The 25,438-nt window shown below is 69.3% G+C and carries 27 protein-coding genes; 13 read left to right on the top strand and 14 right to left on the bottom strand.

Annotated features, from left to right (window positions below):
* Window positions 1-175 precede the first annotated feature (175 nt).
* Together KQ305_RS08895 and hemH are read right to left on the bottom strand one after the other, a co-directional pair.
* A complete protein-coding gene (locus tag KQ305_RS08895) occupies window positions 176-730 on the bottom strand; it encodes a M23 family metallopeptidase (RefSeq protein ID WP_259725058.1) in 555 nt (184 codons plus the stop codon).
* A 40-nt stretch (window positions 731-770) separates the two neighbouring features.
* A complete protein-coding gene (gene hemH, locus KQ305_RS08890) occupies window positions 771-1,946 on the bottom strand; it encodes a ferrochelatase (RefSeq protein ID WP_259725057.1) in 1,176 nt (391 codons plus the stop codon).
* A 206-nt stretch (window positions 1,947-2,152) separates the two neighbouring features.
* On the opposite strand from hemH, the gene KQ305_RS08885 reads away from it, so the two are divergent.
* Both KQ305_RS08885 and cobO read left to right on the top strand, forming a co-directional pair.
* On the top strand, window positions 2,153-3,328 hold the full coding sequence (locus tag KQ305_RS08885; RefSeq protein WP_259725056.1) for a site-specific integrase: 1,176 nt from the start codon (window positions 2,153-2,155) through the stop codon (window positions 3,326-3,328).
* 64 nt (window positions 3,329-3,392) lie between these two features.
* Window positions 3,393-4,094: a cob(I)yrinic acid a,c-diamide adenosyltransferase gene (gene cobO / locus KQ305_RS08880; protein ID WP_259725055.1), complete on the top strand. Its 702-nt coding sequence runs from the start codon at window positions 3,393-3,395 to the stop codon at window positions 4,092-4,094.
* Window positions 4,095-4,110: 16 nt separating this feature from the next.
* Here the strand turns inward: cobO and KQ305_RS08875 are convergent, their stop codons facing one another.
* Window positions 4,111-4,296: a hypothetical protein gene (locus KQ305_RS08875; protein WP_259725054.1), complete on the bottom strand. Its 186-nt coding sequence runs from the start codon at window positions 4,294-4,296 to the stop codon at window positions 4,111-4,113.
* Between the two features lie 99 nt (window positions 4,297-4,395).
* Here KQ305_RS08875 and pyrH point away from each other — a divergent pair, with 99 nt between their 5' ends.
* From pyrH to KQ305_RS08860, 3 genes are read left to right on the top strand one after another with little or no spacing between them, the layout of a single operon-like run.
* Window positions 4,396-5,115: a UMP kinase gene (gene pyrH, locus KQ305_RS08870; protein ID WP_259725053.1), complete on the top strand. Its 720-nt coding sequence runs from the start codon at window positions 4,396-4,398 to the stop codon at window positions 5,113-5,115.
* 28 nt (window positions 5,116-5,143) lie between these two features.
* A complete protein-coding gene (gene frr, locus KQ305_RS08865; protein ID WP_259725052.1) occupies window positions 5,144-5,683 on the top strand; it encodes a ribosome recycling factor in 540 nt (179 codons plus the stop codon).
* Window positions 5,680-6,819 (top strand): NAD(P)/FAD-dependent oxidoreductase, encoded by a 1,140-nt coding sequence (locus KQ305_RS08860; protein ID WP_259725051.1) that lies wholly within the window; start codon window positions 5,680-5,682, stop codon window positions 6,817-6,819. The genes frr and KQ305_RS08860 overlap by 4 nt, the downstream gene beginning before the upstream one ends.
* A 25-nt stretch (window positions 6,820-6,844) precedes the next feature.
* On the opposite strand, the gene KQ305_RS08855 is transcribed toward KQ305_RS08860, so the two are convergent.
* The 5 genes from KQ305_RS08855 to KQ305_RS08835 all read right to left on the bottom strand — a co-directional run bounded on the left by KQ305_RS08855 (window position 6,845) and on the right by KQ305_RS08835 (window position 12,368).
* On the bottom strand, window positions 6,845-7,234 hold the full coding sequence (locus KQ305_RS08855) for a Crp/Fnr family transcriptional regulator (protein ID WP_259725050.1): 390 nt from the start codon (window positions 7,232-7,234) through the stop codon (window positions 6,845-6,847).
* A 76-nt stretch (window positions 7,235-7,310) separates the two neighbouring features.
* Entirely contained in the window at window positions 7,311-8,480 is a 1,170-nt protein-coding gene (locus KQ305_RS08850) for a transaldolase (protein ID WP_259725049.1), read from the bottom strand.
* A 121-nt stretch (window positions 8,481-8,601) separates the two neighbouring features.
* A complete protein-coding gene (locus KQ305_RS08845; protein WP_399231101.1) occupies window positions 8,602-10,452 on the bottom strand; it encodes a peptidoglycan D,D-transpeptidase FtsI family protein in 1,851 nt (616 codons plus the stop codon).
* Window positions 10,452-10,892 (bottom strand): hypothetical protein, encoded by a 441-nt coding sequence (locus KQ305_RS08840; RefSeq protein ID WP_259725048.1) that lies wholly within the window; start codon window positions 10,890-10,892, stop codon window positions 10,452-10,454. Before KQ305_RS08840 ends, KQ305_RS08845 begins: the two co-directional genes overlap by 1 nt.
* A 57-nt stretch (window positions 10,893-10,949) precedes the next feature.
* Entirely contained in the window at window positions 10,950-12,368 is a 1,419-nt protein-coding gene (locus KQ305_RS08835) for a CPBP family intramembrane glutamic endopeptidase (protein ID WP_259725047.1), read from the bottom strand.
* Window positions 12,369-12,466: 98 nt separating this feature from the next.
* On the opposite strand from KQ305_RS08835, the gene KQ305_RS08830 reads away from it, so the two are divergent.
* Together KQ305_RS08830 and KQ305_RS08825 are read left to right on the top strand one after the other, a co-directional pair.
* Window positions 12,467-13,792, top strand: coding sequence for a histidine phosphatase family protein (locus tag KQ305_RS08830; protein ID WP_259725046.1), 1,326 nt, complete (start codon window positions 12,467-12,469; stop codon window positions 13,790-13,792).
* 27 nt (window positions 13,793-13,819) lie between these two features.
* On the top strand, window positions 13,820-15,100 hold the full coding sequence (locus tag KQ305_RS08825; RefSeq protein WP_259725045.1) for a dihydroorotase: 1,281 nt from the start codon (window positions 13,820-13,822) through the stop codon (window positions 15,098-15,100).
* Here the strand turns inward: KQ305_RS08825 and lepB are convergent.
* Window positions 15,054-15,782: a signal peptidase I gene (gene lepB / locus KQ305_RS08820; RefSeq protein WP_259725044.1), complete on the bottom strand. Its 729-nt coding sequence runs from the start codon at window positions 15,780-15,782 to the stop codon at window positions 15,054-15,056. The genes KQ305_RS08825 and lepB overlap by 47 nt on opposite strands.
* Before the next feature lie 67 nt (window positions 15,783-15,849).
* Between lepB and KQ305_RS08815 the strand changes: the two genes are divergently transcribed.
* Entirely contained in the window at window positions 15,850-17,367 is a 1,518-nt protein-coding gene (locus KQ305_RS08815; protein ID WP_259725043.1) for a hypothetical protein, read from the top strand.
* Here the strand turns inward: KQ305_RS08815 and KQ305_RS08810 are convergent.
* Window positions 17,364-17,732 (bottom strand): Spx/MgsR family RNA polymerase-binding regulatory protein, encoded by a 369-nt coding sequence (locus KQ305_RS08810; protein WP_259725042.1) that lies wholly within the window; start codon window positions 17,730-17,732, stop codon window positions 17,364-17,366. The genes KQ305_RS08815 and KQ305_RS08810 overlap by 4 nt on opposite strands.
* A gap of 6 nt (window positions 17,733-17,738) precedes the next feature.
* Window positions 17,739-18,101, bottom strand: a complete 363-nt coding sequence (locus tag KQ305_RS08805) for a 2Fe-2S iron-sulfur cluster-binding protein (protein ID WP_216909644.1) — start codon at window positions 18,099-18,101, stop codon at window positions 17,739-17,741.
* A 132-nt stretch (window positions 18,102-18,233) separates the two neighbouring features.
* Between KQ305_RS08805 and KQ305_RS08800 the strand changes: the two genes are divergently transcribed.
* Window positions 18,234-18,920: a class I SAM-dependent methyltransferase gene (locus KQ305_RS08800; RefSeq protein ID WP_259725041.1), complete on the top strand. Its 687-nt coding sequence runs from the start codon at window positions 18,234-18,236 to the stop codon at window positions 18,918-18,920.
* 480 nt (window positions 18,921-19,400) lie between these two features.
* Here KQ305_RS08800 and KQ305_RS08795 read toward each other — a convergent pair whose 3' ends face one another.
* Window positions 19,401-19,838: a resolvase gene (locus KQ305_RS08795; RefSeq protein WP_259725101.1), complete on the bottom strand. Its 438-nt coding sequence runs from the start codon at window positions 19,836-19,838 to the stop codon at window positions 19,401-19,403.
* A 250-nt stretch (window positions 19,839-20,088) separates the two neighbouring features.
* Here KQ305_RS08795 and KQ305_RS08790 point away from each other — a divergent pair, with 250 nt between their 5' ends.
* The 4 genes from KQ305_RS08790 to KQ305_RS08775 all read left to right on the top strand — a co-directional run bounded on the left by KQ305_RS08790 (window position 20,089) and on the right by KQ305_RS08775 (window position 24,746).
* Complete coding sequence (locus tag KQ305_RS08790) at window positions 20,089-21,879, top strand: proline--tRNA ligase (RefSeq protein WP_259725040.1); 1,791 nt, start codon at window positions 20,089-20,091, stop codon at window positions 21,877-21,879.
* Window positions 21,880-21,904: 25 nt separating this feature from the next.
* Complete coding sequence (gene psb27, locus KQ305_RS08785) at window positions 21,905-22,318, top strand: photosystem II protein Psb27 (RefSeq protein ID WP_259725039.1); 414 nt, start codon at window positions 21,905-21,907, stop codon at window positions 22,316-22,318.
* Window positions 22,319-22,392: 74 nt separating this feature from the next.
* On the top strand, window positions 22,393-23,706 hold the full coding sequence (locus tag KQ305_RS08780) for an adenylosuccinate synthase (RefSeq protein WP_259725038.1): 1,314 nt from the start codon (window positions 22,393-22,395) through the stop codon (window positions 23,704-23,706).
* A gap of 41 nt (window positions 23,707-23,747) precedes the next feature.
* Window positions 23,748-24,746, top strand: a complete 999-nt coding sequence (locus tag KQ305_RS08775; RefSeq protein WP_259725037.1) for an adenosine kinase — start codon at window positions 23,748-23,750, stop codon at window positions 24,744-24,746.
* Here KQ305_RS08775 and cutA read toward each other — a convergent pair.
* Together cutA and KQ305_RS08765 are read right to left on the bottom strand one after the other, a co-directional pair.
* A complete protein-coding gene (cutA, locus tag KQ305_RS08770) occupies window positions 24,682-25,071 on the bottom strand; it encodes a divalent-cation tolerance protein CutA (RefSeq protein WP_259725036.1) in 390 nt (129 codons plus the stop codon). The genes KQ305_RS08775 and cutA overlap by 65 nt on opposite strands.
* Window positions 25,064-25,438 (bottom strand): precorrin-6A/cobalt-precorrin-6A reductase (locus tag KQ305_RS08765; RefSeq protein ID WP_259725035.1); only part of this gene is annotated, 375 nt, incomplete at its 5' end. The genes cutA and KQ305_RS08765, both read right to left, overlap by 8 nt.

Below are 25,438 nucleotides of genomic sequence, written 5' to 3'. Positions count from 1 at the left end.
CCCGCTCACCCGCATCGGCGCCGACGCCTCAACGCCCACCTCTGCGGCGGCTGGGTGCACTGCGGCGTCTGAGTGCCCTGCGGCGGTTGTGGCGGGAGAAAGGGGCGTGAGCGTCACGGCGGCGGCTAGGGACGGGCGGAGGGAAAATGGAGCCGGGCAATCGGTCTGGAGACCGTCAGCGGAAGACACCCAGGTTAGGTCTCTGCAGGGTGATTGGGTTGCGCTGGCGGCGGCTGTCCGCCATGGCTCGCAAGACGCGGGCCGGGTCCATCCAGGCGCCCCGGTAGCGCATGCCCCAGTGCAGGTGAGGGCCGGTGGTGCTGCCCGTCAGGCCGACGTGGGCGATCACCTGGCCGGTGGCCACCCGCTGGCCCACCCGAAGCAGCACGTTGCCGCTGCGGTAGACGCCATTGCCGGCCTGGCCACTGAGATGGCAATAGATGTGCTCGTAGCTGCCAGAGCGGATCACCAGTCCATTGCCGCAGCCGCCGTCGACGATCACTTCGCTCACGGTTCCTGTCCACCAGCTGCGGATCGGTGACCCCAGGGGGGCGGCAATGTCGATCCCGTAGTGGGGCCTGACGTCACCGCTGAGGGGATGGGAGCGCATGCCGAAACCGCTCGTGTAACCCGCGAAGCTGGCCACCGGGAACGCGCCCCGGCCCCAGAGGCCGGCGTTGCGGGCCTCGGCAGGCAGAGCCTGGCTGCTCAGGCCCAGGGTCGCCGCCATCACCAGCGAGCGGCGCCTAAGACGGTGACGCCGGGGGCGATCAGAGCAGTCCGAGGGCATGAAGCGGGCCTTGACCGGTGAGCAATTCCAGCAGAAAAGCGGAAAATCCGACCATCGCCAGGCGACCATTCCACACCTCGGAGCTGTTGTTCCAGCCCCAGGCCCATTTGTCCTGGGGGTAGAGCTTGATCTTCTTGGGCAGCTGGGCGGCCATGTCGAGGTTCACCTCCGGGCCCGCCATGGCTTCGTGGACCAGGTCGGCGAGGCCCTGGATGAAGGTGGGATCGGTGTCGAGGGCTGGCACCCGACGGAAGTGGGTGATGCCGGCTTCCGTGGCGATCTCCCGGTATTCGATGTCGATCTCCTCGAGGGTCTCGATGTGCTCGCTGACGAAGCTGATCGGCACCACCACCAGCTCCTTGACACCCTGCTCGCCCAGTTCCCGCAGGGCATCCTCGGTGTAGGGCTTGAGCCATTCCACCGGCCCCACCCGGCTCTGGTAGGCGAGGGTGGAGGGGTTGGCATGGCCCAGTAACTCCTCCAGACGCTGCATGACCAGGGCGGCGCAGGCCTGGATCTCCTGCTGGTAGGGATCACCGGCCTCCTCCACGTAGCTCTTTGGCACCCCGTGGGCACTGAAGAAGATGTGGGCCGCGTCCGGCGTGTCGGAGGCGCGGACCTCCCGGGCGATCAGCCCGGCCATGGCATTGATGTAGCCCGGATGGTCGTACCAACTGCGGATGCAGCGGATCGGCAGCCGCCGGAAGGCTGGGTCGGCCTGGCGCAGCCGCTGCAGTTCGCGGAAGCTGGAGCCGCTGGTGCTGATCGAGAAATGGGGGTACAGAGGGAGTACCACCACCTCCTCCACACCGTCGGCCTTGATGTCGCCCACGGCCGATTCGGTGAAGGGATGCCAGTAGCGCATCGCCACATAGCTGGTGGCGTCGACGCCTTGCTGGCGCAGGCGGCTCTGCAGCTCCCTGGCCTGCTGTTCGGTGATGCGCCGCAGGGGGGAGCCGCCGCCGATGGAGCGGTAGGCCTCCTTTGATTTGCCGCTGCGCAGGGTGCTGATCAACCAGGCCAGGGGCTTCTGCAGCGCCGGCGTCGGCAGACGGATGATCTCCGGATCGGAGAACAGGTTGTAGAGGAAAGGCCCGACATCCTCGATCCTTTCGGGACCGCCGAGGTTCAGCAGCAGCACGCCGACCCTGGCCATGCCTTCGATCAGAAAGGCTGAGCGTAACCCCGCCTCCCCGCCAGCGGGCGCCTGCCTGGCCAGCCAACCGCCCCCTGGCGGCCCGGGGATGGCACGGGTAGGTTCCGGCTCAGGTCCCCGCCTGCCGCGCCATCGTCCTGGCCGCCCTGCCATCGCCCGCTGATCCCGAGGCCGGCGCCCTGGTCGACGGCGAGCCGGCGGCTCTGGTGCGGCAGGAAAACCGGCGTCTGGCGGCCTCGGGCACCGGCCTGCGCCTGGAGATCCGCCAGCAGCGGCTGGGTTTGCGCGGGCCCCTGCCTTGCCCGAAGGGCACGGCGGCCCAGCCGGTGCAGCGCATCAGCCTGGGGCTGCCCGCCACCGGAGCTGGTGTCGCCGCCGCCCTCGACCAGCTCGCCCGGGTGCGGCAGGCGGTGGAGCAGGGCACCTTCAGCTGGGAGCCCTGGCGCCGACGGCCGCTTGCGGCGGCGGCCCCGGCTCCGCCCCCAAGGGAGACGCCTCCTGAGGCGGTGGGATTGCGTCCGTTGCTGGCCGGGTTCGAAGCCGCGTTCTTTTCCGATCCCCGCCGCCGCCGCCGGCCCGCGGGCAGCCGCAGCACCTGGAGTGGCGCCTACCGGCCCTACCTGCGGCGTCTCGAGGCGGCGGCTGCAGAGTCCCATGGCGCTTCGGCTGTGGACGCTCCTCTGCTGGAGCGGGTGCTGGAGACCTACCCCCTGGCCAGTCGCAGCCGCCAGCAGTGCGGCATCGCCCTGGGGGCCCTCGCCCGCCACCTGCAGCTGCCCCTGCCGGCCGACTGGAGCGAGCGCAGTGGTGGCTATGGCCTGCACGTGGCCCGCTTCCGGGGCCTGCCCAGCGATGCCCGCATCCTGGAATTGGCGGCGGCCATCCCCAATCCCCGCTGGCGCCTGGCCTACGGCCTGATGGCCACCTACGGACTGCGCAACCACGAGGTCTTCTTCTGTGATCTGTCCGCCCTGGCTTCCGGGGGCGACAGGGTGCTGCGGGTGCTGCCCACCAGCAAGACCGGCGAGCACCAGGTGTGGCCGTTCCAGCCCGACTGGGTGGAGGGCTTCGGCCTGGAGAGCCTGGCCGACGGTGGCGTTGGGCTCCCCCAGGTCTGCACCGACCTGCGTCGCACCACCCTGCAGCAGGTGGGCCGGCGGGTGGCGGAACAGTTCCGCCGCTACGGGCTGCCGATCACCCCCTACGACCTGCGCCACGCCTGGGCCGTGCGCACGATCCACATCGGCCTGCCCGACACGGTGGCGGCCCGGATGATGGGGCACTCCGTGGCGATCCACACCCGCACCTACCACCACTGGATCACGCGGCGGGACCAGCAGCAGGCGGTCGACACCGCCCTGGCCCGCCTGCGGACCTCCTGAGGAGCGGGGCCGCCCGGGGGGACTGGGGTTCCGCCAGAGTGCGCCGGAACCAGCACCGCTTCCGATGACGGCGATCGCCTCCACGACCCCATCCGCCCCAGACGAGGCGCTGGCACTGGATCGCCAGGCCGAGGAGCTGGGCCCGGGGGGTGATCTGGCACCCGAGGTGGACCAGGAGGCCTATCGGCGCCGCATGCAGCGCCGCCGGGAGGTGCAGCAGCAGCGGGTGGGGGAGCGGAACCTGGAGAAAGGTCTGGTGCTCGTCTTCACCGGCGAGGGCAAGGGCAAGACCACGGCCGCCCTGGGCCTGGTGCTGCGCACCCTGGGCCATGGCGAGAACGTGGCGATCGTGCAGTTCATCAAGGGCGGCTGGCAACCGGGGGAGGCCCGGGCCCTGGAGCGCTTCGGCGACGCCCTCCACTGGCATGCCCTGGGCGAGGGGTTCACCTGGGAGACCCAGGACCGGGAACGGGACCGTCAGCTGGTGCAGACGGCCTGGGAGCGCTCCTGTGCCTACCTCGCTGACGCCGACCGCAAGCTGGTGGTGCTCGATGAGATCAACGTGGCCCTCAAGCTGGGCTATCTCGACCCCAACCAGGTGGTGGAAGGTCTCTCCCTGCGCCCGTCGCTCACCCATGTGGCCCTCACGGGCCGCGGCGCCCCGCCGGCCCTGCTGGAGCGGGCCGATCTGGTCACGGAGATGAAGGCGGTGCGTCACCCGTTCCGGGAGCAGGGGGTGAAGGCCCAGCCGGGCATCGAATACTGACCCCAGGTGCGCGGGATCATCCCAGGTCGGCCCGCAGCCGGGCCAGGCTGCACACCAGCACCGACAGCCCGCTGACCAGCAGGGCCCGGTGCACCTCGGGCTCGCCCCAGAACCCGGGGCTGTCTCTGGCCCGATCCATGGCCGAGAGCGTCAGCCGGGCCATCACATCGCTGCTGCGGGGTCCGGGCTGCTCGAAGGCCATGGCGGTGCTCCTTTGGGGCAGTGAAGCGGGTGACGGAGCTGCGGGCAACTGGTGTTGCCGCGGGGAGGGTTGCTACTGTTCGGCCGATCGCATGAGTCGATGGCCTACAGGCGCGTTCTCCTCAAACTCAGCGGTGAAGCGCTGATGGGGGGCCAGGGTTATGGAATCGATCCCGCCATCGTCCAGTCGATCGCCACCGATGTGGTCGAGGTGGTGGCCGGGGGTACCCAGCTGGCGATCGTCGTCGGCGGTGGCAACATCTTCCGGGGCCTGAAGGGGTCGGCGGCGGGGATGGACCGAGCCACGGCTGACTACGTCGGCATGCTGGCCACGGTGATGAATGCCATCACGCTGCAGGACGGGCTTGAGCGTGCCGGTGTGCCCACCCGCGTCCAGAGCGCCATCTCCATGCAGGAGGTCGCCGAGCCGTACATCCGCCGCCGGGCCATTCGTCACCTGGAGAAGGGCCGTGTGGTGATCTTCGGGGCCGGCTGCGGCAATCCCTTCTTCACCACGGACACCACCGCCGCCCTGCGCGCCGCGGAGATCAATGCCGATGTGATCTTCAAGGCCACCAAGGTGGATGGCGTCTACGACAAGGACCCCGCCAAACATGCTGACGCCGTCCGCTACGAGACCCTCACCTTCCTCGATGTGCTCAGCGGTGAGCTTGAGGTGATGGACAGCACTGCCATCGCCCTCTGCAAGGACAACGCCATTCCGATCGTGGTCTTCGACCTGTTCGGTTCGGGCAACATCGCCCGGGCGGTCGCCGGTGAGCCGATCGGCACCAGCATCGTGCCGGCCCCCCCCCGCTGACCCTCCCCCTCCCCGCCTTTCCCCTGCCATGGATCTCGAAGCCAGCATGCGCAAGTCGGTGGATGCCACCCAGCGCACCTTCAACACCATCCGCACCGGCCGGGCCAACCCCTCGCTGCTCGACAAGCTGAGTGTCGAGTACTACGGAGCCGATACACCGCTCAAGTCACTGGCGACGATTTCCACCCCCGACGCCCAGACCATCCAGATCCAGCCCTTCGACCGGGGCTCCATGGCACTGATCGAGAAAGCGATTGCCATGAGCGATCTGGGCCTGACCCCCAACAACGATGGTCGCCTGATCCGCATCAATATCCCGCCCCTCACCGAGGACCGCCGCAAGGAGTTCTGCAAGCTCGCGGCCAAGTACGCCGAAGAGGGCAAGGTGGGCCTGCGCAACCTCCGCCGCGAGGGCGTCGACCGGATCAAGAAGCAGGAAAAAGATGGTGAGCTCTCCGAGGACCAGAGCCATGACGAGCAGGAGAAGATCCAGAAGCTGACCGATCGCTACATCGCCGAGCTGGAGAAGAAGCTGGCGGAGAAGGAAGCCGACATCCTCAAGGTGTGAGCCAGACCGCCCATGCCGATGTGATCGTCGTGGGCGCCGGGGCCGCTGGCGGCGCGGCGGCGTTCCATCTGGCGGCCCGTGGCCGCCGCGTGATCCTGCTGGAGGCCCAGGCTCCAGGGCGTTCCAAACCCTGCGGGGGCGGCATGGCCGCCTCGGTGCAACGCTGGTTTCCCTTCGATCTGGCGCCCACGGTGGATCAGGTGATCCGCCGGGTGCGCTTCACCTGGTGCCTGGAGGATCCGGTGACGGCGGAGCTGCCCGGTGCGGCCCCGTTCTGGATCGTGCGCCGCAGCGTGCTCGATACCTTTCTGGCGGAACAGGCCGTCCAGGCGGGCTGCGACCTGCGCCATGGCTGCAGGGCGGAGCGGATCGAGCGCCGCTCCGATGGCCTCTGGGAGGTGTCGGTGCCAGGCGAGGGGCCACTGCGGGCCAGGGCCGTGGTGATCGCCGATGGCTCCGCGTCCCGTTTCGCGGCGCCCCTCGGTCTGGGCCCGCCCCGTCCCCGCTTCGCGGCCACTGTTTCGGTGGAGGTGGCGGCACAGCCCGACCCTGCCGACATGGCCCGTTTTGAGTTCGGCTTAGTGCACCACGGCTTCTGCTGGGTGTTCCCCCGGCGGGGGGGCTACAGCATCGGGGTGGGCACCTTCGTCGGCCAGCAGGAGGCCGACAGCGAGGCGGTGCTCTCCGCCCTGCTGCCCAGCCTGGGGCTGCCCGAAGCTGCAGGGGAGCGGCGCCGTGGCCAGCTGCGTCTCTGGAACGGTCACCATGCCCTGCACGGGCCGGGTCTGGTGGCGGTCGGCGATGCCGCCTCGCTCTGCGATCCCTTCCTGGCCGAGGGCCTGCGCCCGTCCCTGCTGAGTGGCTGCGAAGCGGCCGCGGCCCTCGACCGTTGGCTGGATGGCGATGGCCAGGCCCTGGAGCACTACAGCCTGCGCATGCGCGAGGCCTGGGGCGACTCAATGGCCTGGGGCAAGCGCATCGCCCAGGTGTTCTACCGGGTGCCCCGGGTGGGCTACCAGCTGGGCATCAAGCGGCCCACCGCCCCCCAGCGCATCGCCCAGATCCTCTCCGGCGAGATGGGCTACGGGGAGATCGCCCAGCGGGTGATCCGGCGGCTGTTGTTCCAGCGGGGCTGAGGCAAGCCCCCAGGCGGCCCAAGCCTCAGTTGCGGGTCACACCCTTGAGGTCCCGCAGGCGCTGGTCGATCGAGCCCAGCAGCTCAATGGCGAACATCGGCGCCTCCTGGACGGCGAACAGAAATTTCTCACGGTTCATCACCAGCAGCTTGCAGGCGGTGAGCGCCGTGGCTTGGCCGTAGCGGCGGTGTTCCGCTGTGACAAGGGCCCCGGCTCCGAAGACGTCGCCGGCCTGAATGTCCTCGTGGCCCGCATCGGCGTTCCAGCTCAGGCGCACCGTTCCCTCCAGCAGACCGAACATGGAGTCGCCGGCTTCACCGGCCTGGAAGATGATGAATCCGGCCTCGACATCCCTCACCTCACCTTTGGCGGCAAGGGCGCGCATCGTGTCGAGGGCATGGACGGTGTGGGCCATTCGTCAGCGGGAAGGGGCCCCATCTTTGCCCATCAAGGTGAACATCCGATCAAGGAATGGGGCGCAGAGCGGACGTTCAGCGGCTGATCGCCAGTGGAGCTCCCAGGCCGCCGCGCACGTCCTCCGGCGCCAGGCGGCCGTCGTTGTCGGTATCGAGGGCATCGAAGACGGCATCGCTGCCGAGCCATTCCTCGCGGGTGATGCAGCCGTCACCGTCGAGGTCGTTGAGCAGGAAGATCTCATGCACGGCGTGGGTGAAGGCGGCCCCGCCCTCGAGCACCGCCAGCCTGTGGGCCAGCTGGCCTTCCAGGGTTTCGATGGCCTTGGAGAAGCCGCGGATGCCTTCGTCCAGCTTCTCGCTGGCCATCGGATCGGACGCCATCATCGTCCGGAAGGTGGCCTCGTCGACGTGGATCTTGGCTTCGGTCGCGCCGGGTTGGTCGGCATCGAGCCGCCGTTCGAGATGGTCCTCGCTCTGACGCAGCTGGTCCATCAGGGCCGGCGAAATCGTCAGCAGGTCGCAGCCCGCCAGTTCGATGATCTCGTCGAGATTGCGGAAGCTGGCCCCCATCACCTCGGTGCCGTAGCCGTGGGTCTTGAAGTAGTTGAAGATCCGCGTGACCGAGAGCACGCCGGGATCCTCCGCCCCGGGGTAGCTCTCGCGACCGGTGGACTTCTTGTACCAGTCGAGGATGCGCCCCACGAAGGGGGAGATCAGGGTGATGCCCGCCTCGGCGCAGGCCACGGCCTGGGAGAAGCCGAACAGCAGGGTGAGGTTGCAGTGGATCCCTTCGCGCTCAAGCGCTTCCGCCGCCTTGATGCCCTCCCAGGTGGAGGCGATCTTGATCAACACGCGGTCGGTGCCGATGCCGGCCTGGGCATAGAGGCCGATCAGCTTGTGGGCCTTGGTGATCGTGGCCTCGGTGTCGTAGCTCAGGCGCGCATCCACCTCCGTGGAGACCCGGCCCGGGACGATCTTGAGAATCTCCTTGCCGAAGGTGACACTGATCTCGTCGAGGGCCTCGCGCACCACGTCCTCGGCGGGGGCCGCCGCGCCGATCACCTCACGGGATTCGCGCAGGGAGCGGTCGATCAGCTCCTGGTAGGCCGGAATCTGGGCCGCCGCCAGGATCAGGGACGGGTTGGTGGTGGCATCCCGCGGGGTGAACTGGCGAATCGCCTCAATGTCGCCGGTGTCGGCCACGACCACGGTCATGGCGGCCAGTTGTTCGAGAAGGTTGGCCATCGTGGAACGGCGTCGGGCGCGATGTCTTCTGGAACCGACGCTAGCCACGGCCCCCCTGGGGAAGGCACCAGGGTTGTGGGAATGAGGACAGGCCCCCCATGGGATGGATGAGGGCCGGCGCTCAGGACGGTGTGGCTGTCCTGGGTCCTCTCACGACCGGCCGGCTGGGGGGAATCTTCTCGATCACGAGCAGGGCTTCGGCAATCTGGCGGGCCACCGGCAGGGCCACCGTGGAGCCGTAGGCATTGCCGCCCTGGGGCTCGTCGACCACGACCAGCACCACATAGCTGGGATCATCCCCGGGCAGGATCGCCACGAAGCTGCAGATCCTGGCCCCGGGGATGTACACCCCGTTGCGGGCTTTCTGGGCGGTCCCTGTCTTGCCGGCGATCCGATAGCCGGGGATCTTCATGCCTTTGCCGTTCTCCACCACCGTTTCCATCCAGTTGACGACGGTGCGGGTGACGGCCGGATCCAGCATCTGCACGCCCGTCGGAGCGGTGGCACTGGCCAGGGCATCACCGGAACGCAGACCGCGGGTGATGTGGGGGCTCACCAGGCGGCCGCCATTGGCGAGCATCCCGTGCAGCTGCAGCAACTTGAGGGGAGTCAGGGAGAAACCCTGGCCGAAAGCGGCGACCGCTGGCTCGATCGGAGCCGAGGTGAATTCGCTGCGGCTCTTGAGCTGGCCGGCCACGGCCCCGGGCAGGTCGGTGTCCGGCATTTCGTCGATACCGAAGGCCCGCAGCCAGTGCCAGAAGCGCTCCCGCTTCACGTGGGACATGGCCTTCACCATGGCCACGTTGCTGGAGACCTGCAGCACGGTGGGGAAATCGATCAGGCCGTTGGCGCGACGGTCATGGTTGAAAATCGGCCAGCCGCCGATGCTGAGCTGCCCCACATCGTTCACCTTGTCGCCGGGGTGGATCGCCTTTTCCTGCAGGGCCAGGGCGAGATTGATCGGCTTGAAGGTGGAGCCGGGCTCGTAGAGATCCTGCACCGACCATTCACGGAACAGGCCGGGGTTGTAGTTCCAGAACTTGTTGGGGTCGTAGCTGGGGGTGGAGGCGAGGGCCAGGATTTCGCCATTGCGGGCATTCATCACAAGGGCCGCGCCCTGCTTGGCCTTCCATTGCTTCACCTGCTTGCCCAGTGCCTGCTGGGCCACCTGCTGCAGCCGGGCATCGAGGGTGAGTTGCAGCCGCAGGTCGTCGCCGTAGAGGGATCCGGCCTGGAGACCATCCGGCAGGGGGGTGCCATCGGCGCCGCGGCGCATGCTCATCGTCACCTCCTGGCGACGCAGATCCCGGTCGCGGCTCTGCTCCAGACCTGCCTGGGCGACCCGCTCCAGGTTGAGGAAGCCCACGACGTTGGCGAACAGCTGACCCTGGGGGTAAACCCGTTGCGGGTAGGCCTCCAGATCGATGCCGCTGATGCCCAGCTCCCGCACCCGATGGGCCGTTTCCGGATCCAGTCCTGTGGCGAGCTTGACGCCGCTGCGGCGGCTGCCGAGGGTCTGCAGCAGCTCACCAGGTGGGCGGGCCAGCACCTTCGACAGCTCCCTGACGACGTCAGCGGGTGGGCGGATCTGCTGGGGTTCGTCGCCAGGCAGGTTGAAGTAACGCGGATGGGCCCAGAGGGTGAAGCGCTCCTCGTCGAGGGCCACCAGTCGGCCCATCCGGTCGACGATGGTGCGCCTTTTGCCGATGGGGGTGATCGCCTGGGTCTGGATGGCCCTGGCCCTGGCCTGGAGCGCCGGCGCCTGCACCACCTGTAGCCAGGCCAGGCGTCCCGCCAGTCCGACCAGGGCCGCGCAGAGCAGGAGGTAGACCGCCAGCATCCGACCGGTGGGGATCGGCTGGATCTCCACCACCCTTCGTGTCGCCGCCCCCTTGCCCCGGCGTCCGTTCCTGTTGCCGGAGGGGGCCTGGCCGCCGGAGTCGCCGGACCTCGAACGGAACGGGGAAGGCATCAATAGCCAGCCGGAATGGCGCGCAACTGGAAGCCGGCCAGCAGGGGCAGGGCGGCGCGGGGCCGGTTGCTGTGGGGCTCCGGCAGGTGGATGAGTTTTTCGCTGCTGGTGGGCTCCAGCAGCCCAGGCCGCCGCACCAGGCTGAGGTGATGCTGCTCAAGCAGGGCGGAGGACTCCTGCATCCGGTGCTCCAGGGTCTTGGAGGCCTGCAGTTGGGCGAAGCTGTGGGCCCACTGGTTCTGCCAGTGGAGGGTGAGGGCACTCAGACCAAGCATGGTCACGCCCAGTCCCACCAGGGCGCCGCTGCTGATCCGATGCAGGCCGGCCAGCCAGGGCGCCTGACGTTCGATCTTCCGCGCCGAAAGCGACCCCTCGATCAGGTGGAGGGGCCTCAGTCTTGGCAGCGGATTCTGGCTGCGTGGGGCGGGGGAGGCGGCCAATGGACCTGTGGGGCACTGCGCAAGTGAACCACCCCTGGGGGGTGGCAGCAAGCGGTGTCAGTCGGCGAGAAAGAGGAGATTCATGAAGGTCAGCCCGTTCCAGAGGGCATGCATCAGCACGGCGGAGCCCAGGCGGCCGCTGCGCCAGCGCAGCCAGCCGAGGCCGAGGCCAAGCACGAACAACGGCGCCAGCTCCGCCAGGCTCAGGTGGGCGATCGCGAACACGGCCGCACTCAGGATCACCGCACCGGCGCCACCGAGCCTCTGGCCCGCCACCGGCAGCAGCACACCCCGGAAGAGGACCTCCTCGAACAGGGGGGCCACCACCAGGGCGGTGCCGGCAAAACAGGCCAGCGCCAGGGGATCGGCGCTGGTCAGCACGAGCTCCAGCAGTGGATTGCTTCCCCCGGGGTCGCTCCAGAACCGGTCGATCACCCAGCTGGAGGCGGTCACCACCGGCAGCACCATCAACAGGCTGACGAGGGCGCCGCTGAAAGCGGAACGGGCCGGCCGCCACTTCCACTGCAGCCAGCCCCCCGCTGGTCTCGGGGTCCGGCGCGGCAGCATCAGGGCCAGCAGCAGCAGAGGCACGGCCATCAGGGCCGCGTAGAGCACCAGCACCTCAAGACCCTGGCTGAGGGCCCTTGATGCGGAGAGGCGTTGCAGGGCGATCTGGAGCGGTGGCTGCACCACGATCGGGACGACGACTTCGCCGAGCACCACGAAACCGCCGGCGATCAGCAGGGTCACATCGACCGGGCTGAGGGGCGGGCCCAGCAGCGGTGGTGCGGCGGGGAGCCGTTGCCGCCAGGCCATCCAGCCCTGCCGCAGCAGCAGGCCGACCCCCGCCAGCAGAAAGAGCGCCGGCAGCGTGGTCACCGCCAGAAGCATCAGCAGCAGCCGCAACGACCGCTCCTCCGCCGGACAGGCATCCTGGCCCGGCGGCAGCTGTTCGCAGACCAGTTGCTGCACCATCAGCGGCGCCGACCAGGGGGCGAGCAACTGCTGCCGCCGCTGGGCGTCCACGGGCCGTCCCTCGAGAAGCGCTTGGATCAGGGGTCGCCGCACGGCGTCCACCTGGGTCGCCAGTTGCTCCAATTCCGTGTCATCGATCAACGCTGCAGGAGCCGCCTCGGAGCGCTCCAGCAGGGCCAGTTCAAGGCGCCGCAGGGCCAGGGGGGGCTCCTCGGAGGCCTCCATCTGCCGCCTCAGTTCCTGCCTCAGGTCCTGGCGTGGGGCCTCCCCGGTCAGGAGCGGCCGGAGGTCCTGGGGAACGGCCTCGGCCGCCAGGGCCCCCAGTTCGAGCTGCCGCAGGCTGAGGGAATCCACCACCGACGGCCGCTCCAGGCTGTCGATCAGCCCCCCCACCCACAGCAGGGCGCAGAGGGCCAGGCTGAGCAGGGCGAGCAGGCTCTTCCAGCCCTGCGGAGCAGCGGGGGGTCCGGATCGGGAAGGGGTTCCGTTCAACCGGACCACCTCGGCGGCAAGGGCAGCTGATTCTCCCCTGCCCCTGGCCCCCTGCCCTTGGCGTCTGGACGCTCCCATACGATGGCTGGGCCCGCGCCACAAGCACCGTGCCGCTCCGCATCGTGCTGGTCCGCCATGGGCTGAGCAGCTTCAACCTGGAGCACCGCATCCAGGGCCGTGACGACCTGTCCAACCTCACCGAGGAGGGGCAGCTCCAGGCCCGGCGCACGGGAGAGGCCCTGGCGGATCTGGCGTTCCAGGCGGTCTACAGCTCGCCGCTGCAGCGGGCCAGCGCCACGGCGGCGGCCCTGCTGGCCAGCCATGGCGCCCCGCTGAGTCCCCTCTACGACACCGATCTGCTGGAGATCGACCTGGCCCCCTGGAGCGGCCTGCTGCGCAGCGAGGTGCGCGCCCTGGACCCGGAGCAGGAGCGCCGCTGGCGCCAAGCCCCCGAGACCATGGAGCTGCAGCGCGCCGACGGCAGCCGTTTTCTGCCGGTACCCGAACTGCTGGAGCAGGCGGGCCGCTTCGCCGATCGGCTGCTGGCGCACCACGGCGACGACGACACCGTGCTCGTGGTGGCCCACAACGCCATCCTGCGCTGTCTGGTGCTGCATCTGCTCGGGCTGCCGGCCAGTGGTTTCCTGCGCCTGAGACTCGACAACGCCTCCATCTCGGTGTTGAACGTGGTCCGCGGACCGGAGGCCCCCCCGTCGGTGCAGCTGGAGTCCCTCAATGGCACCTCCCACCTGGGGTCCCCGCTGCCGCCCTCCGGTGCGGGCTGCCGGCTGCTGCTGGTGCGCCATGGCGAGACCGACTGGAACCGCGAGGGACGCTTCCAGGGCCAGATCGACATTCCGCTCAATCCCCATGGCCTGGCCCAGGCCGAGGCGGCGCGAGCCTTCCTGGCCCCGATCCCGTTGCAGCGGGCCTACAGCAGCGACATGGCCCGCCCCCTGCGCACCGCCGAGGTGATCCTCAGCTCCCATCCCGGCGTGCCCCTCACCACCCATCGGGGGTTGCGGGAGATCGGCCATGGTCTCTGGGAGGGCCGGCTGGAGAGCGAGATCGCCGCCGGCTGGCCCGATCTCCTGGCCGCCTGGAAACGCAGCCCCGAAACGGTGCAGATGCCCGAGGGCGAGACCATCGGCGAGGTCTGGGACCGGTCGCTGGCCGCCTGGAACCGCATCGCCGCGGGCCTGGGGCCGCAGGAGACCGCCCTGGTGGTCGCCCATGATGCGGTCAACAAGACCATCCTCTGTGCCTTGCTCGGTCTCTCCCCCGCCGACATCTGGACCGTGAAGCAGGGGAACGGCGGTGTCACCGTGATCGACTACCCCAGGGGGGCGGCGGCAACGCCGGTGGTGACCGCCCTTAACTTCACCGCCCATCTGGGGGGAGTGATCGATCGCACCGCCGCCGGCGCCCTCTAGCCGGCCCACCCCCCCGAGGCCCCTGCCATGGTCCGTCAGCTGCTGATCCGCGGGGTGACTCTGCTGGAAGCCCCAGGCCAGCCGCCGCGTCGGGCGGACGTGCTGCTGGAGGAGGGCGTGCTGGCGGCGATCGACCCCGATCCGGCCGCCGTGTCGGGCCTGCCCTGCGCTACGGCCGACGGCGGGGGGTACTGGCTCGGCCCTGCCCTGGTGGATCCCCACAGTGTGCTGGAGGAGCCCCTGCAGGGGAGGGCGGAAACCCTGGCCAGCCTCGGGGAGGTCGCCGCCGCCGGTGGCTATGGAACCGTGGCCCTGCTGCCCTGGTCCCCCACCTGGCGGGACCGGCCTGAGCGCTTGGGATGGAGCTGGCCCGCCCCCCAGCAGCTGCTGGTCTGGGGCAGCTTCAGCCTCGATGGCCTCGACCGGGAGCTGGCGCCCCATGCCGAGCAGCTGGCCGCCGGCGCCTGCGGTCTGGCGGCCGGAAGGACTCTGCCGCCGATCGATCTGCTGGAGCGGGGCCTGAGGCTCGCCGAGATGGGGGATCGGCCTGTGCTGCTGCCGCCACGGGATGGATCCCTGGCCCAGCGTGGGTTCGTGCGGGAGCGGGTGGAGGCCCTGCGGGCCGGATGGCCCCTCGATCCCCCCGGCAGCGAAACCTTCCCCCTCGAGGCGCTCCTTGCCCTCGCCGGCGACTTGCCCGCCCTCAACCTGCGATTGATGAACATCTCCACCGCTGAAGCGGTGGCGCGGCTGCGGCGCCAGACGCTGCCGCCGATGGCCTCGGTGAGCTGGTGGCACCTGGTCGCGGACAGTGGTGTCCTGGATCCCGCCGACGATGGCTGGCTGCTCGAGCCTGCCCTGGGGGGACCGGCCGACCGGCGGGCCCTGATCGAGGCCCTGGCCGATGGGGTCATCGGTGCCGTTGCGGTCCACCACATGGCCCTCGATGCCGAAGAGGAGCTGCTGCCCCTGGATCAGCGACGCCCCGGTGTGGCGGGCCATGGCCTGGTGCTGCCCCTGCTCTGGCAGGAGCTGGTGGTGCGCCAGGGTTGGCGGGCGGAGCAGCTCTGGCAGGCGCTCTGCTGGGGTCCCGCCCGGTTCCTGGGATTGCCGCAGCCGAAGCTGGCCCCTGGCACGCGCCAGTGGCTGTTGTTCGATCCCGGCCACGCCTGGAGCTGGGCCGATGCCGCTTCGGGTTCCCTGGCGGCCAACAGGCCCTGCCGGGAGCGTCAGCTGCAGGGGCGGGTGATCGCCACCGGGCTTACCGATCCGGCTGGCTGGGTTCTGGCAGCGGGCCCGCCGTGTTGAAGGGGAAGAAACGCCAGAAGGCCCGGCCGATCAGCTCGGTTTCGGGCAGCAGCGGCCCGCCGGGCCAGAAGCGGGCATCCCAGCTGTTGGCCCGGTTGTCGCCCATCACCACCAGATGGCCAGGGGGCACCACCACATCAATGGTGCGGCAGGGGCCGACGCCCTGGCGGTCGACGGGGCAGTAATTGCGGACGTAGGGCTCATCAAGGGGACGGCCGTTGATCGAGACCCGGCCGCGGGGATCGGCCACCACCCGTTCCCCGGGCAGCGCGATCACCCGTTTGATGTAGGCGTCGCAGGCCGGCTGCTGCAGGCCTGGCAAGGAACCGATCAGGGGAAGGTTGACCAGCAGGCAGCGCAACCCACCCGGCTTGGTCGGTCCGGTGAGGATCGGATCGAAGTGGTAGGGGGAGCGGAACACCACCACCTCGCCCCGTTTGGGGGGTCGTTGGCGGAAGGTGAGCTTCTCCACCAGCAATCGGTCCTGCAGCTGCAGGCCCGGGAGCATGGAGCCGGAGGGGATATAGCGGGCCTCCAGCAGGAACTGGCGAATGCCCAGGGCCACCGCCAGGGTGATCAGGACGCTGCGCCAGAAGGCCCATGGGCTCTCCTCCCGCATCTCCTGGGAAGACCCCGGCTCGTTGCGGGCGCCGTCGTCGGCCTGTGGATCCGATGGGCTCAAGGGGTTCGTGCGGCAGGTTCCGTGGTCGGGAGGCAGATTAGGCACGCATCCGCCCGCCGCGTCCCCGATGGCACGCCCACGCTGGCACCAGACCCTGCCCCTCCCCTCGAGCGGGCTGGGCCGCCGCTGGGATCGCTTCGTGGCGCTCTGGGCCGCCCTGAATCTGGTGTGGGTGGCCTTCGACGTCACCTACATCCCCCTGCGTACCTTCTGGCTGCAGCGCAACCTCTATCCGCTGCCGTCGGTGCCCCTGGTGCTGCCGCTCACCTTCATCCCCGACATCACCCCCTGGGTGGATCCGATCAAGGGGATCGAACCCCACCGCGAGACCCAGGCCTACCGGGCCCAGTTCGATCGCCTGGATGCGGCCCTGCGTCAGGGACCCCCGGGACAGCTCAGCCCTGCCCAGGACAAGCTCCTGGCGGACCAGGTGCGGCTCACCGCCGAGATGATCGACTCCAACCCGATGCTGGCCTCGGGCACCTCCGGCACCCTGGAGAAGATCAAGAATCGCCTGCGCCAGCGTGCCGACAAGGACTCGGCCAAGCAGGCGGCGGCCGTGCTGCTGAGCCCCGCCTGGCTCAGCTCCCATCCCTGGGAGCAGGAGCGGCTGTTCTGGCGTCAGCAGGTGCTGCCCCTTGTGGCGACCACGTACTGGCGATCGATCGATGAGAACGGCCGGCCCACCGACCATTTCTGGCGCTACGACCTGATCCTGTTCCAGAGCGTCTTCGCCCTGGACATCCTGCTAAGGGCCTACCGCCTGCGCCGCCGCCTGCCGGGCCTGAGCTGGAACCGGGCCCTGCTGCGGCGCTGGATCGATCTGCCCCTGCTGCTGCCCTTCTGGCGCCTGCTACGGGTGGTGCCGGTGCTGGAGCGGCTGCACACCAGCGGGCTGATCACCATCGAGCCGATCCGGGCCGTCATCAGCCGGGGGGTGGTGGCCCTGCTGGCGGTCGAGCTGTTTGAGGTGCTGGCGTTGCAGCTGATCGATGGCCTGCAGCAGCTGATCCGCTCGCGCCGCTGGCCGATGCGGATCCGGGCCCTGCGCAGCCATCAGACGGTGGTGAGCAACGACGAGCGGGAACTGGTGGAACTGGTGCGGATCTGGGGCCCCCTGCTGCTGGTGCGGGTGGCACCGCGCCTGGCCCCCGAACTGCAGGGGGTGCTCGGCCATGCCCTGCAGCAGAGTCTCCAGAACGCCATCGTGCCGCCGGGCCTGCGCCAGCTCCAGCCCCTGCTGCAGATGGAGAAGGGGCTCAGCCGCCAGCTGGCCGGAGGCATGGTGGACAGCCTGCTCGACCTCACCCGCAGCACCGGTGAGCGCCTCAGCCGGCGCGACGACCAGCAATTGGAGCTGCTGCAGCGCTTCATCGACCGCTTCTGGGAGGAGCTGGCCGATGCCCTGGAGAGCGGACCGGCCCTGGAACGCTCCCAGCAGCTGCTCTGCACCTTCCTCGAGGAGTTCAAGGGCACTTACCTGAGCCAGATCAGCCGGGCCGGCATCGAAGGGCTGATCGAGGAGCTCGACCAGCTGATGGTGAAGGGAGCCCAGGGGCCGGGCGAAGGCAACGACCCGACCTAGTCACCGAGCAGCTCCTGCCATTCCTCGGGTCGGAACCCGGTGACGATCCGTCCCGAGGCCGCCGCAAGGAAGGGACGCTTGATCAGGCGTCCGTCGGCGGCAAGGGCCGCCAGGGCGGTAGCCGCGTCCATCGCCTTCACCGTGGCGGCGCCCAGGGCGCGGTAGCTCTGGCCACTGGTGTTGAACAGCCGGCCGACGCCACCCAGCTGTCCGTGGGCCTCGCTGAGCAGCTCCAGGGACGGCGGGCTGCTGGTGATGTCGATGGCTTCGAAGGGAATCTGCCGCTCCCGCATCCAGGCCAGCGCCTTGCGACAGGTGCTGCAGCCGGCGTAATGAAAGAGGCGATGGACCGCCTGATCAGCCATGGAGGCTCACTTGCGGCCGACCAGAGCCTTGAGGGCGCCGACCAGGCTGTTGGAGCCCTTGCCCACCCCGGCGTCAGGCTTGGTGCGGATGGTGACATCCCCGTTGACGGTGGTGCGACAGCTCAGGCGGTAGCTGGAGGGCCGATCCGCCAGGTAGACCTCCTCGACGTCGCTGCGGGGGGAGAGGTTGCGGGCCCCTTCCACCACTTCCACCACACAGGTGCCGCACTGGCCGAGGCCACCGCAGTTGTTGAGGTTGTTGAGACCCGTGTAGGGATTCACCCCGGCATCCAGGGCTGCCTTGCGCAGATTGGCCCCTTCGATGCAACCAACCTGCTGGCCTTCCTTTTCGAAACGGATGGTGGGCACGGTCGATCGGGGGCGAGGGGCGCCGCCCAACTTAGGTCACACCGCGTCCCAGCGATCCCACGTTCGTTGCCTTGGGAAAGGATTCAGAGCGCCGGGAGGGGCTCCCTACGATGGGACGGTTGCCAGCAGCCCTTGCTCTCCTCCGACCCCTCCCAGGCCCGGCAGGGCGCCTACGACCTGGTAGTGCAGCAGCTGATCCCCGGCTACGCCAGCCTCGCTCGCCTGTCGGTGGCGCTGCTGGCCTCTTCTCCTCTGGCGTCGCAGCAGGAGTCGGCGGTGCTGGTGGCGGGCTGTGGCACGGGGGCCGAATTACTCGAGGCCGACGCCCAGCGGCCGGATTGGCAGCTCACCGCCATCGATCCGTCGGCGGAGATGCTGGCGGTGGCGCGGCAGCGGCTGCAGAACCGGGCCCGGATCGACTGGCATCACGCCACGGTGGAGCAGCTGGGAGCCGAGGCTCGTTTCGATGGCGCCCTGTCGGTGCTGGTGTTGCAATCGCTTCCGGACGACGGCACCAAGCTGGCCTTCCTGTCCGCCCTGGCCCGCAGCCTCAAGCCCCAGGGGCAGCTGGTGCTCGTCGATCTGATGCGTCCGGAGCGCTCAGCCCTGTCGCCCCAGGTGGCCGAGGCCTGGCGCTGCTTCCAGCGGGCCAGTGGCGTGGACGGCGAAGCCGTGGATCCCACGGCCCAGATCCAGGGCTTCCATCCCATCGGTATCGCCCGCCTGACGGCCCTGGTGGAGGCCGCGGGCCTCAGCGATCCGGCGCCGTTCTTCCAGGCCCTCGATTTCCAGGGGTTCCTGCTACAGCGACGGGCCTGAAGCTGCTCTCACTGGACTCCTCGGGGCCGCTCAGCAGCTGTCGGTCCATGACGACACCGGCCAAAGGCACCAGGAGCGTCATCACGCCGAGCAGAAAGCCGCCGAGGGCTCCCAAGGGTTGGTCGAAGAAGAAGTCGGCCGTGGCAGCCGGGACAGGGCCAGAAGCCGGAGATCTGGGCCCCGGACTGTCTGGCTCTCCGCTGGCTTCGGTGTCGCCCGTGTCGGGGACCAGTGAAAAGCCGTTGACGTCGCTCCCTGATGAACCGGTACTGCTGAGGGCGCCAGGGACGGCGTGGGCTGGGCTCGTTCCGTGCTGGGAAGCGGAGCGGGGAAAAGGCCGGGCGTGTTGGACGTGATCCATGCGGTCGTGCAACGGAGGAACCCGGTGCACTGGACGGAGAAAAGAAGTGGTTTGGGGGATTCTGACACCGATTGGCCCGAACGGCTGCCTGCCGGAGGGGTCGGACAGGGTTGGCGAACTCAGGCCGCCGGGCGCGCCTGGGAGTGCTGCTGGCGGTGCAGGTGCAGATCGGCGGGGGGGGCCTCGGCCCCGTCGAGCTGGGTACGGATGGCCCGCAACTCCTCCAGGATCGAAGCCAGCAACTGCTGGGTGGCGGTGGAAGGGGAGTTGAGCACCTCCACCGTCACCTCTTTGATCCGCAGCACATCGCGGGCGAAGCGGGCCACTTCGTGGGGGTGGAACACAAGGGGCTCCTTCTGGTCGCTGCGGTACTCGGGGTTGAGTTTGCGGGGATTGAAGGGGGGATTGAGATTGCGTGGATCGGTGTTGGTGTAGCGGTACACCGAGGCGCGGGATCGGTTCAGCGTCCGCTGCACCTCATCGATGCTGATCAAGGTTTCGGCGCCGGCTTCAGCCTGCAGAGCCAGCGGCAAGGCCTGCGAGGGAGCCTCAGGCAGAGCCACCGAAGCCGTCAGAGCCGCTGAAGCCGTGGGGCCGCCCACTGGAGAGCCGGCCTGGGCAGGGTGAACAAGCATTGAGACTGGCGTTGGACACACTGGATTAGCGGCTGACCATAGCAGAGTTTTTCTCCGCTGGCTGGCCCTGCCTCAGGGGTAAGGCCGTTGCGGCGACTCACTCCTCGGCCCCTCCACCGCAAGCCCGAAGGGCCTGCGGTGATAGCGTCCAGCCCCGATCCGGACTTTCTCCATGCGCGTCTCCCGCCTCATGCTGGTGACGCTTCGGGACGACCCGGCCGAAGCCGAAATCACCTCCCACAAGCTGCTGTTGCGGGCGGGCTACATGCGGCGGCTGGCGCCGGGAATCTTCGCCTATCTGCCCCTGCTCTGGCGCGTGCTCCAGAAGGTCTCCGCCATCGTTCGGGAAGAGATGGCCGCCGTCGACGCCCTCGAAACCCTGTTGCCCCAGCTGCAGCCCGCCGATCTCTGGCGCCGCAGCGGCCGCTGGGATGGCTACACCGCCGGGGAGGGAATCATGTTCCACCTGGTCGATCGCCAGGAGCGTTCCCTGGGTCTCGGTCCCACCCATGAAGAGGTGGTCACCGAGCTGGCCTCCGACCTGCTGCGTTCCTACCGCCAGCTGCCGGTCTGCCTCTATCAGATCCAGACCAAGTTCCGCGATGAGATCCGGCCCCGTTTCGGCCTGATGCGGGGGCGCGAATTCATCATGAAAGACGCCTATTCCTTCCACGCCGACGAGGCCTGTCTGCGGCGCACCTATGCGGCCATGGATGGGGCCTACCGGCGCATCTTCGAGCGCTGCGGGCTGCGGGCCGTGGCCGTCGAGGCGGACAGCGGCGCCATCGGCGGCTCCGCCAGCCAGGAGTTCATGGTCACCGCCGAGGCCGGCGAGGACCTGATCCTGGCCAGTCCCGACGGCCGCTACGCCGCCAACCAGGAGCGGGCCGTCTCCTTGCCGGCCCCGCCGGTTCCCCTGGAGGTCAGCGCCTGCCAGCCCCTGGCCACGCCCGCCCAGAAGAGCATCGAGGAGCTCTGCACCGCCCATGGCTTCGACCCCACCCAGACGCTCAAGGTGCTGCTGCTGCTGGCCCGGTTCGCCGCGGCGCCCCCCCGCGGGGTGCTGGTGTGCCTGCGGGGCGACCAGCAGCTCAACGACGTCAAGCTGGCCAACGCCGTGACCGCCCGCTGTCCCGACGCCGGTGCCCTGCTGGAGATCGTGCCGTTGCTGGCCGACCACCTCTGCGACCCCGTGCCCTTCGGCTTCCTGGGCCCCCATCTGGAGGATCCGGCCCTGCGCCAGGGCGAGGCCCGCGTTGCTGCGGCGCCGATGCTGCGCCTGGCGGATCCCTCCGCCGCCGATCTGGAGGCCTTCGTCTGCGGGGCCAACCGCAGCGATGAGCACCTGGTGGGGGCGCGCTGGGGTGAGCTCTGCCCACGGCCCGAGGTGGTGGACCTGCGGGCGGCCCAGCCGGGAGACCGCTGCCTGCACGATCCGTCCCAGCGACTGGAGGCGGCCCGGGGCATCGAGGTGGGCCACATCTTCCAGTTGGGCCGGAAGTACTCCGAGGCCCTGGAGGCCCGCTTCACCAATGAGGCCGGCGGCGAGGAGCCCCTCTGGATGGGCTGCTACGGCATCGGTGTGTCCCGCCTGGCCCAGGCGGCCGTGGAGCAGCACCATGACGCCGATGGCATCCGCTGGCCCGTGGCGATCGCGCCCTACACGGTGATCGTCGTGATCGCCAGCAGCCAGGATCCGGTGCAGGTGGCCCTGGCTGAGGAGCTCTACGAACGGTTGCGGGTGGGGGGGTGCGACGTGCTGCTCGATGACCGCCCCGAGCGTGCCGGGGTGAAGTTCAAGGACGCCGATCTGATCGGCATCCCCTGGCGGCTGGTGGTGGGCCGCGCCGCCGGGGAGCGGAAAGTGGAGCTGGTGGACCGCAGCGGCGACACGGGCAAGCGGGAGCTGGCGGCCGACGCCGCCGTCGAGCAGCTGCTCGGGCTCCCGGGTGCATCCCCGTAGGATTTCGGCAGACGCCGTTCCTCCCTTGGTCGCCTTTCTGCGCAGCAGCCTGCTCCGTCCCCTGCTGGCCATCGGCCTGTGTCTCTGTCTCGGACTGAGCGGTTGCAGCCAGGCCAGCGCCGGTCTCAGCGGGAACTACGTCGATGACACCGTCAGCGTCGCCCAGACCCTGCTGACCACCATCGCCCTGCCCCAGGACGACCCCGCCCACCAGGAGGCGGAGCTGCAGGCCCGTCAGCTGATCATCGGTTACACCGCCCTTTACCGCCCCCGCCAGGACATCCACGGCCTGGCCTCCTTCACCACCATGCAGACCGCGGTGAACTCCCTGGCGGCCCATTACGCCGGCTACGCCAACCGTCCATTGCCCGATGCGCTGCGCAGCCGGCTGGAGAAGGAGCTCAAGAAAGCCGAAGCCTCCGCGGTGCGTGGGGCCTGAACCTTTGACGAAGGGGACCCCGATCTGAGAAGCTCTCCCCTTGTGCTTTGAAGCGGCTACGGGCCGCTGTGTCCTTGGCCAATGTTGTCGTCATCGGTGCGCAATGGGGTGACGAGGGGAAAGGCAAGATCACCGATCTGCTGAGTCGCTCCGCCGATGTCGTGGTCCGCTATCAGGGCGGGGTCAACGCCGGGCACACCATCGTTGTCGAGGACCGGGTCCTCAAGCTGCACCTGATCCCTTCTGGGATCCTCTATCCGGACACGATCTGTTTGATCGGTTCGGGCACGGTGGTCGATCCCAAGGTGATGCTGGGTGAGATCGACACCCTGCTGGAGCTGGAGATCGATGTCTCAGGCCTGAAGCTCGCCTCCACGGCCCACGTGACGATGCCGTACCACCGGCTGCTGGATCTGGCGATGGAGCAGCGCCGGGGCGACCGTCGCATCGGCACAACCGGTCGGGGCATCGGCCCCACCTATGCCGACAAATCCCAGCGCAACGGCATCCGGGTGATCGACCTGCTCGATCCGGACTGTCTGCGCGATCGCCTGCTCGGCCCCCTGGCGGAGAAGAACGACCTGCTTGAAAAGGTCTATGGCATCCCTGCCCTGGATGCGGACGCGGTGATCGAGGAATACGCCGCCTACGGCCGCCGGCTGGCCCCCCACGTGGTGGATTGCACCCGCACCATCCACGAGGCGGCCCGGGCGCGCAAGAACATTCTTTTCGAGGGCGCCCAGGGCACCCTGCTGGACCTCGACCACGGCACCTACCCCTACGTCACCTCCTCCAACCCCGTGTCGGGGGGAGCCTGCATCGGCGCCGGCGTGGGCCCCACCCTGATCGACCGGGTGATCGGCGTGGCCAAGGCCTACACCACCCGGGTCGGCGAAGGCCCCTTCCCCACCGAGCTGGAGGGCAGCCTCAACGACCACCTCTGCGACCGGGGCGGGGAGTTCGGCACCACCACCGGCCGTCGCCGGCGTTGCGGCTGGTTTGATGGGGTCATCGGCCGCTATGCGGTCCAGGTGAACGGCCTCGATTGTCTGGCGATCACCAAGCTCGACGTGCTCGATGAGCTGGACGAGATCCAGGTGTGTGTCGCCTACGAACTCGACGGCCGCCGCATCGACTACTTCCCCAGCAGCTCCGACGAATTCGCCCGCTGCCGTCCCGTGTTCAAGAGCCTGCCTGGCTGGCAGTGCTCCACGGCCGAGTGCCGTGCCCTGGAGGATCTGCCCCCCACGGCCATGGCCTACCTGCGCTTCCTGGCTGAGCTGATGGAGGTTCCGATCGCCATCGTCTCCCTCGGTGCCAAGCGGGATCAGACGATCGTGGTCGAGGATCCGATCCATGGCCCGAAGCGGGCCCTGCTCAGCGTCTGAGCCCAAGCCTCCGCCTCCCCTTCCTTCCGTCACTGATCCCTTTGACCAGTCCCGCTAAGCGCTTCGACGTCGTCGGCATCGGCAATGCCATCGTCGATGTGCTCATCCAGGCCGATGACTCCTTTCTTGAGGCCCACGGCCTCACCAAGGGCACCATGGCCCTGGTGGATGAATCCCAGGCCGAGACGCTCTACGCCAGCGTCGGTGCCGGGCTCGAGACCTCCGGCGGTTCGGCGGCCAACACCCTGGCCGGCATCGCCCAGCTGGGCGGCCAGGCCGGTTTCATCGGCCGGGTCAGGGACGACCAGCTCGGGGCGATCTTCGCCCACGACATCCGGGCCGTGGGGGCCTGTTTCGAGACGCCACCGGCCAGCAGCGGACCCTCCACCGCCCGCTGCCTGATCCTGGTCACCCCCGATGCCCAGCGCACCATGTGCACCTACCTGGGGGCGTCGGTGGGCCTGGATCCCGCCGACCTCGACCTGGAGATGGTCCGCCAGGCGAAGGTGCTGTATCTGGAGGGCTACCTGTGGGACAGCGAGGAGGCCAAGCGCGCCTTCATCGCCGCCGCCGAGGTGATGCGCGCCAGTGGCGGCGAGGTGGCCCTGTCCCTCTCCGACGCCTTCTGCGTCGAGCGTCACCGCCAGAGCTTCCAGGAGCTGGTCGACGGGCACGTCGATGTGCTGTTCGCCAATGAGACCGAGATCACCTCCCTCTACGAGACGGACAGCTTCGAGGCGGCCGCCGATCAGGTGCGGGGCCGTTGCAAGCTGGCGGCCCTCACCCGCAGCGAGCGGGGTTCCCTGCTGCTGAGCGGTGACACCACCGTGGCGATTGAGCCGTTCCAGCTCGGTCCCCTGGTGGACACCACCGGCGCCGGCGACCTCTATGCCTCCGGCTTCCTCTACGGCCACACCAGGGGCGAAAGCCTGGAGCGCTGCGGCCGCCTCGGCTCCCTCTGCGCCGGCCAGGTGGTCACCCAGCTGGGTCCCCGTCCCCAGGCTTCCCTGCCGGAGCTGGTGGCTCGCCACCTGGGCTGAGCGGCAGCTGCTCCAGCAACCACCGGCCATAGGGGCCCTCACTGCTGGCCCGCCAGTGGATCCACTCGGGCGTGTCGTAGCTGTGCAGCTCCCCCAGGGTGCGGCGCAGCGCCTCCAGCCGCTCAGGGCTCGTCTTGAGCAGCAACTGCACCTCCTCGCTCCGCTCCAGCCGCCCCTGCCAGCGGTAGAGCGACACCAGCGGATGCAGGCTGGCGCAGGCCACCAGACCCCGCTCCAGCAGCGCCAGCGCCAGGGCCTCGGCCCGCTCCCGGTCGGCTTCGGTGGTGAGCACCAGGCTCAGGGGGACGGGGTCGGAATCAGCCATGGGGGCCACTCTGGCCCAGGCGTAACAGCAGCTCCTGCAGCGGCAGGGCTTCTGCCTGGTCGGGTTCCGGGGGGCGCTCCAGCAGCAGCAGGCGCAGACCCAGTTCGGCGCAGATCCCATGCCACTGGGCTTCGTTGGCGCCGCCGGAGCGGCGGCAGAGCACCGCTTCGATGCCCCAGTGGCGGCACAGGGCCCGCTCGATGCGGCCGTCGCTGGTGGGCCGCAGCGGGGCCAGTCGCCCCGGCGCCAGTCCGGCGGCCAGGGCCAGGGCCAGGGCGTCGCCATGGGGCAGCAGGCGGGCGTGATGCAGGGCGCCCGGCGCGGCCGCCACGGCGTCGCCTAGGCGGCGGGCACCGATGGCCAGCAG

Origin of the sequence: Synechococcus sp. CS-1332 (assembly GCF_025127995.1) — a bacterium.
Classification (GTDB): Bacteria; Cyanobacteriota; Cyanobacteriia; order PCC-6307; family Cyanobiaceae; genus Cyanobium.
The sequence above is the reverse complement of the archived record's forward strand: the minus strand, read 5'-3'. Positions and strand labels throughout refer to the sequence as shown.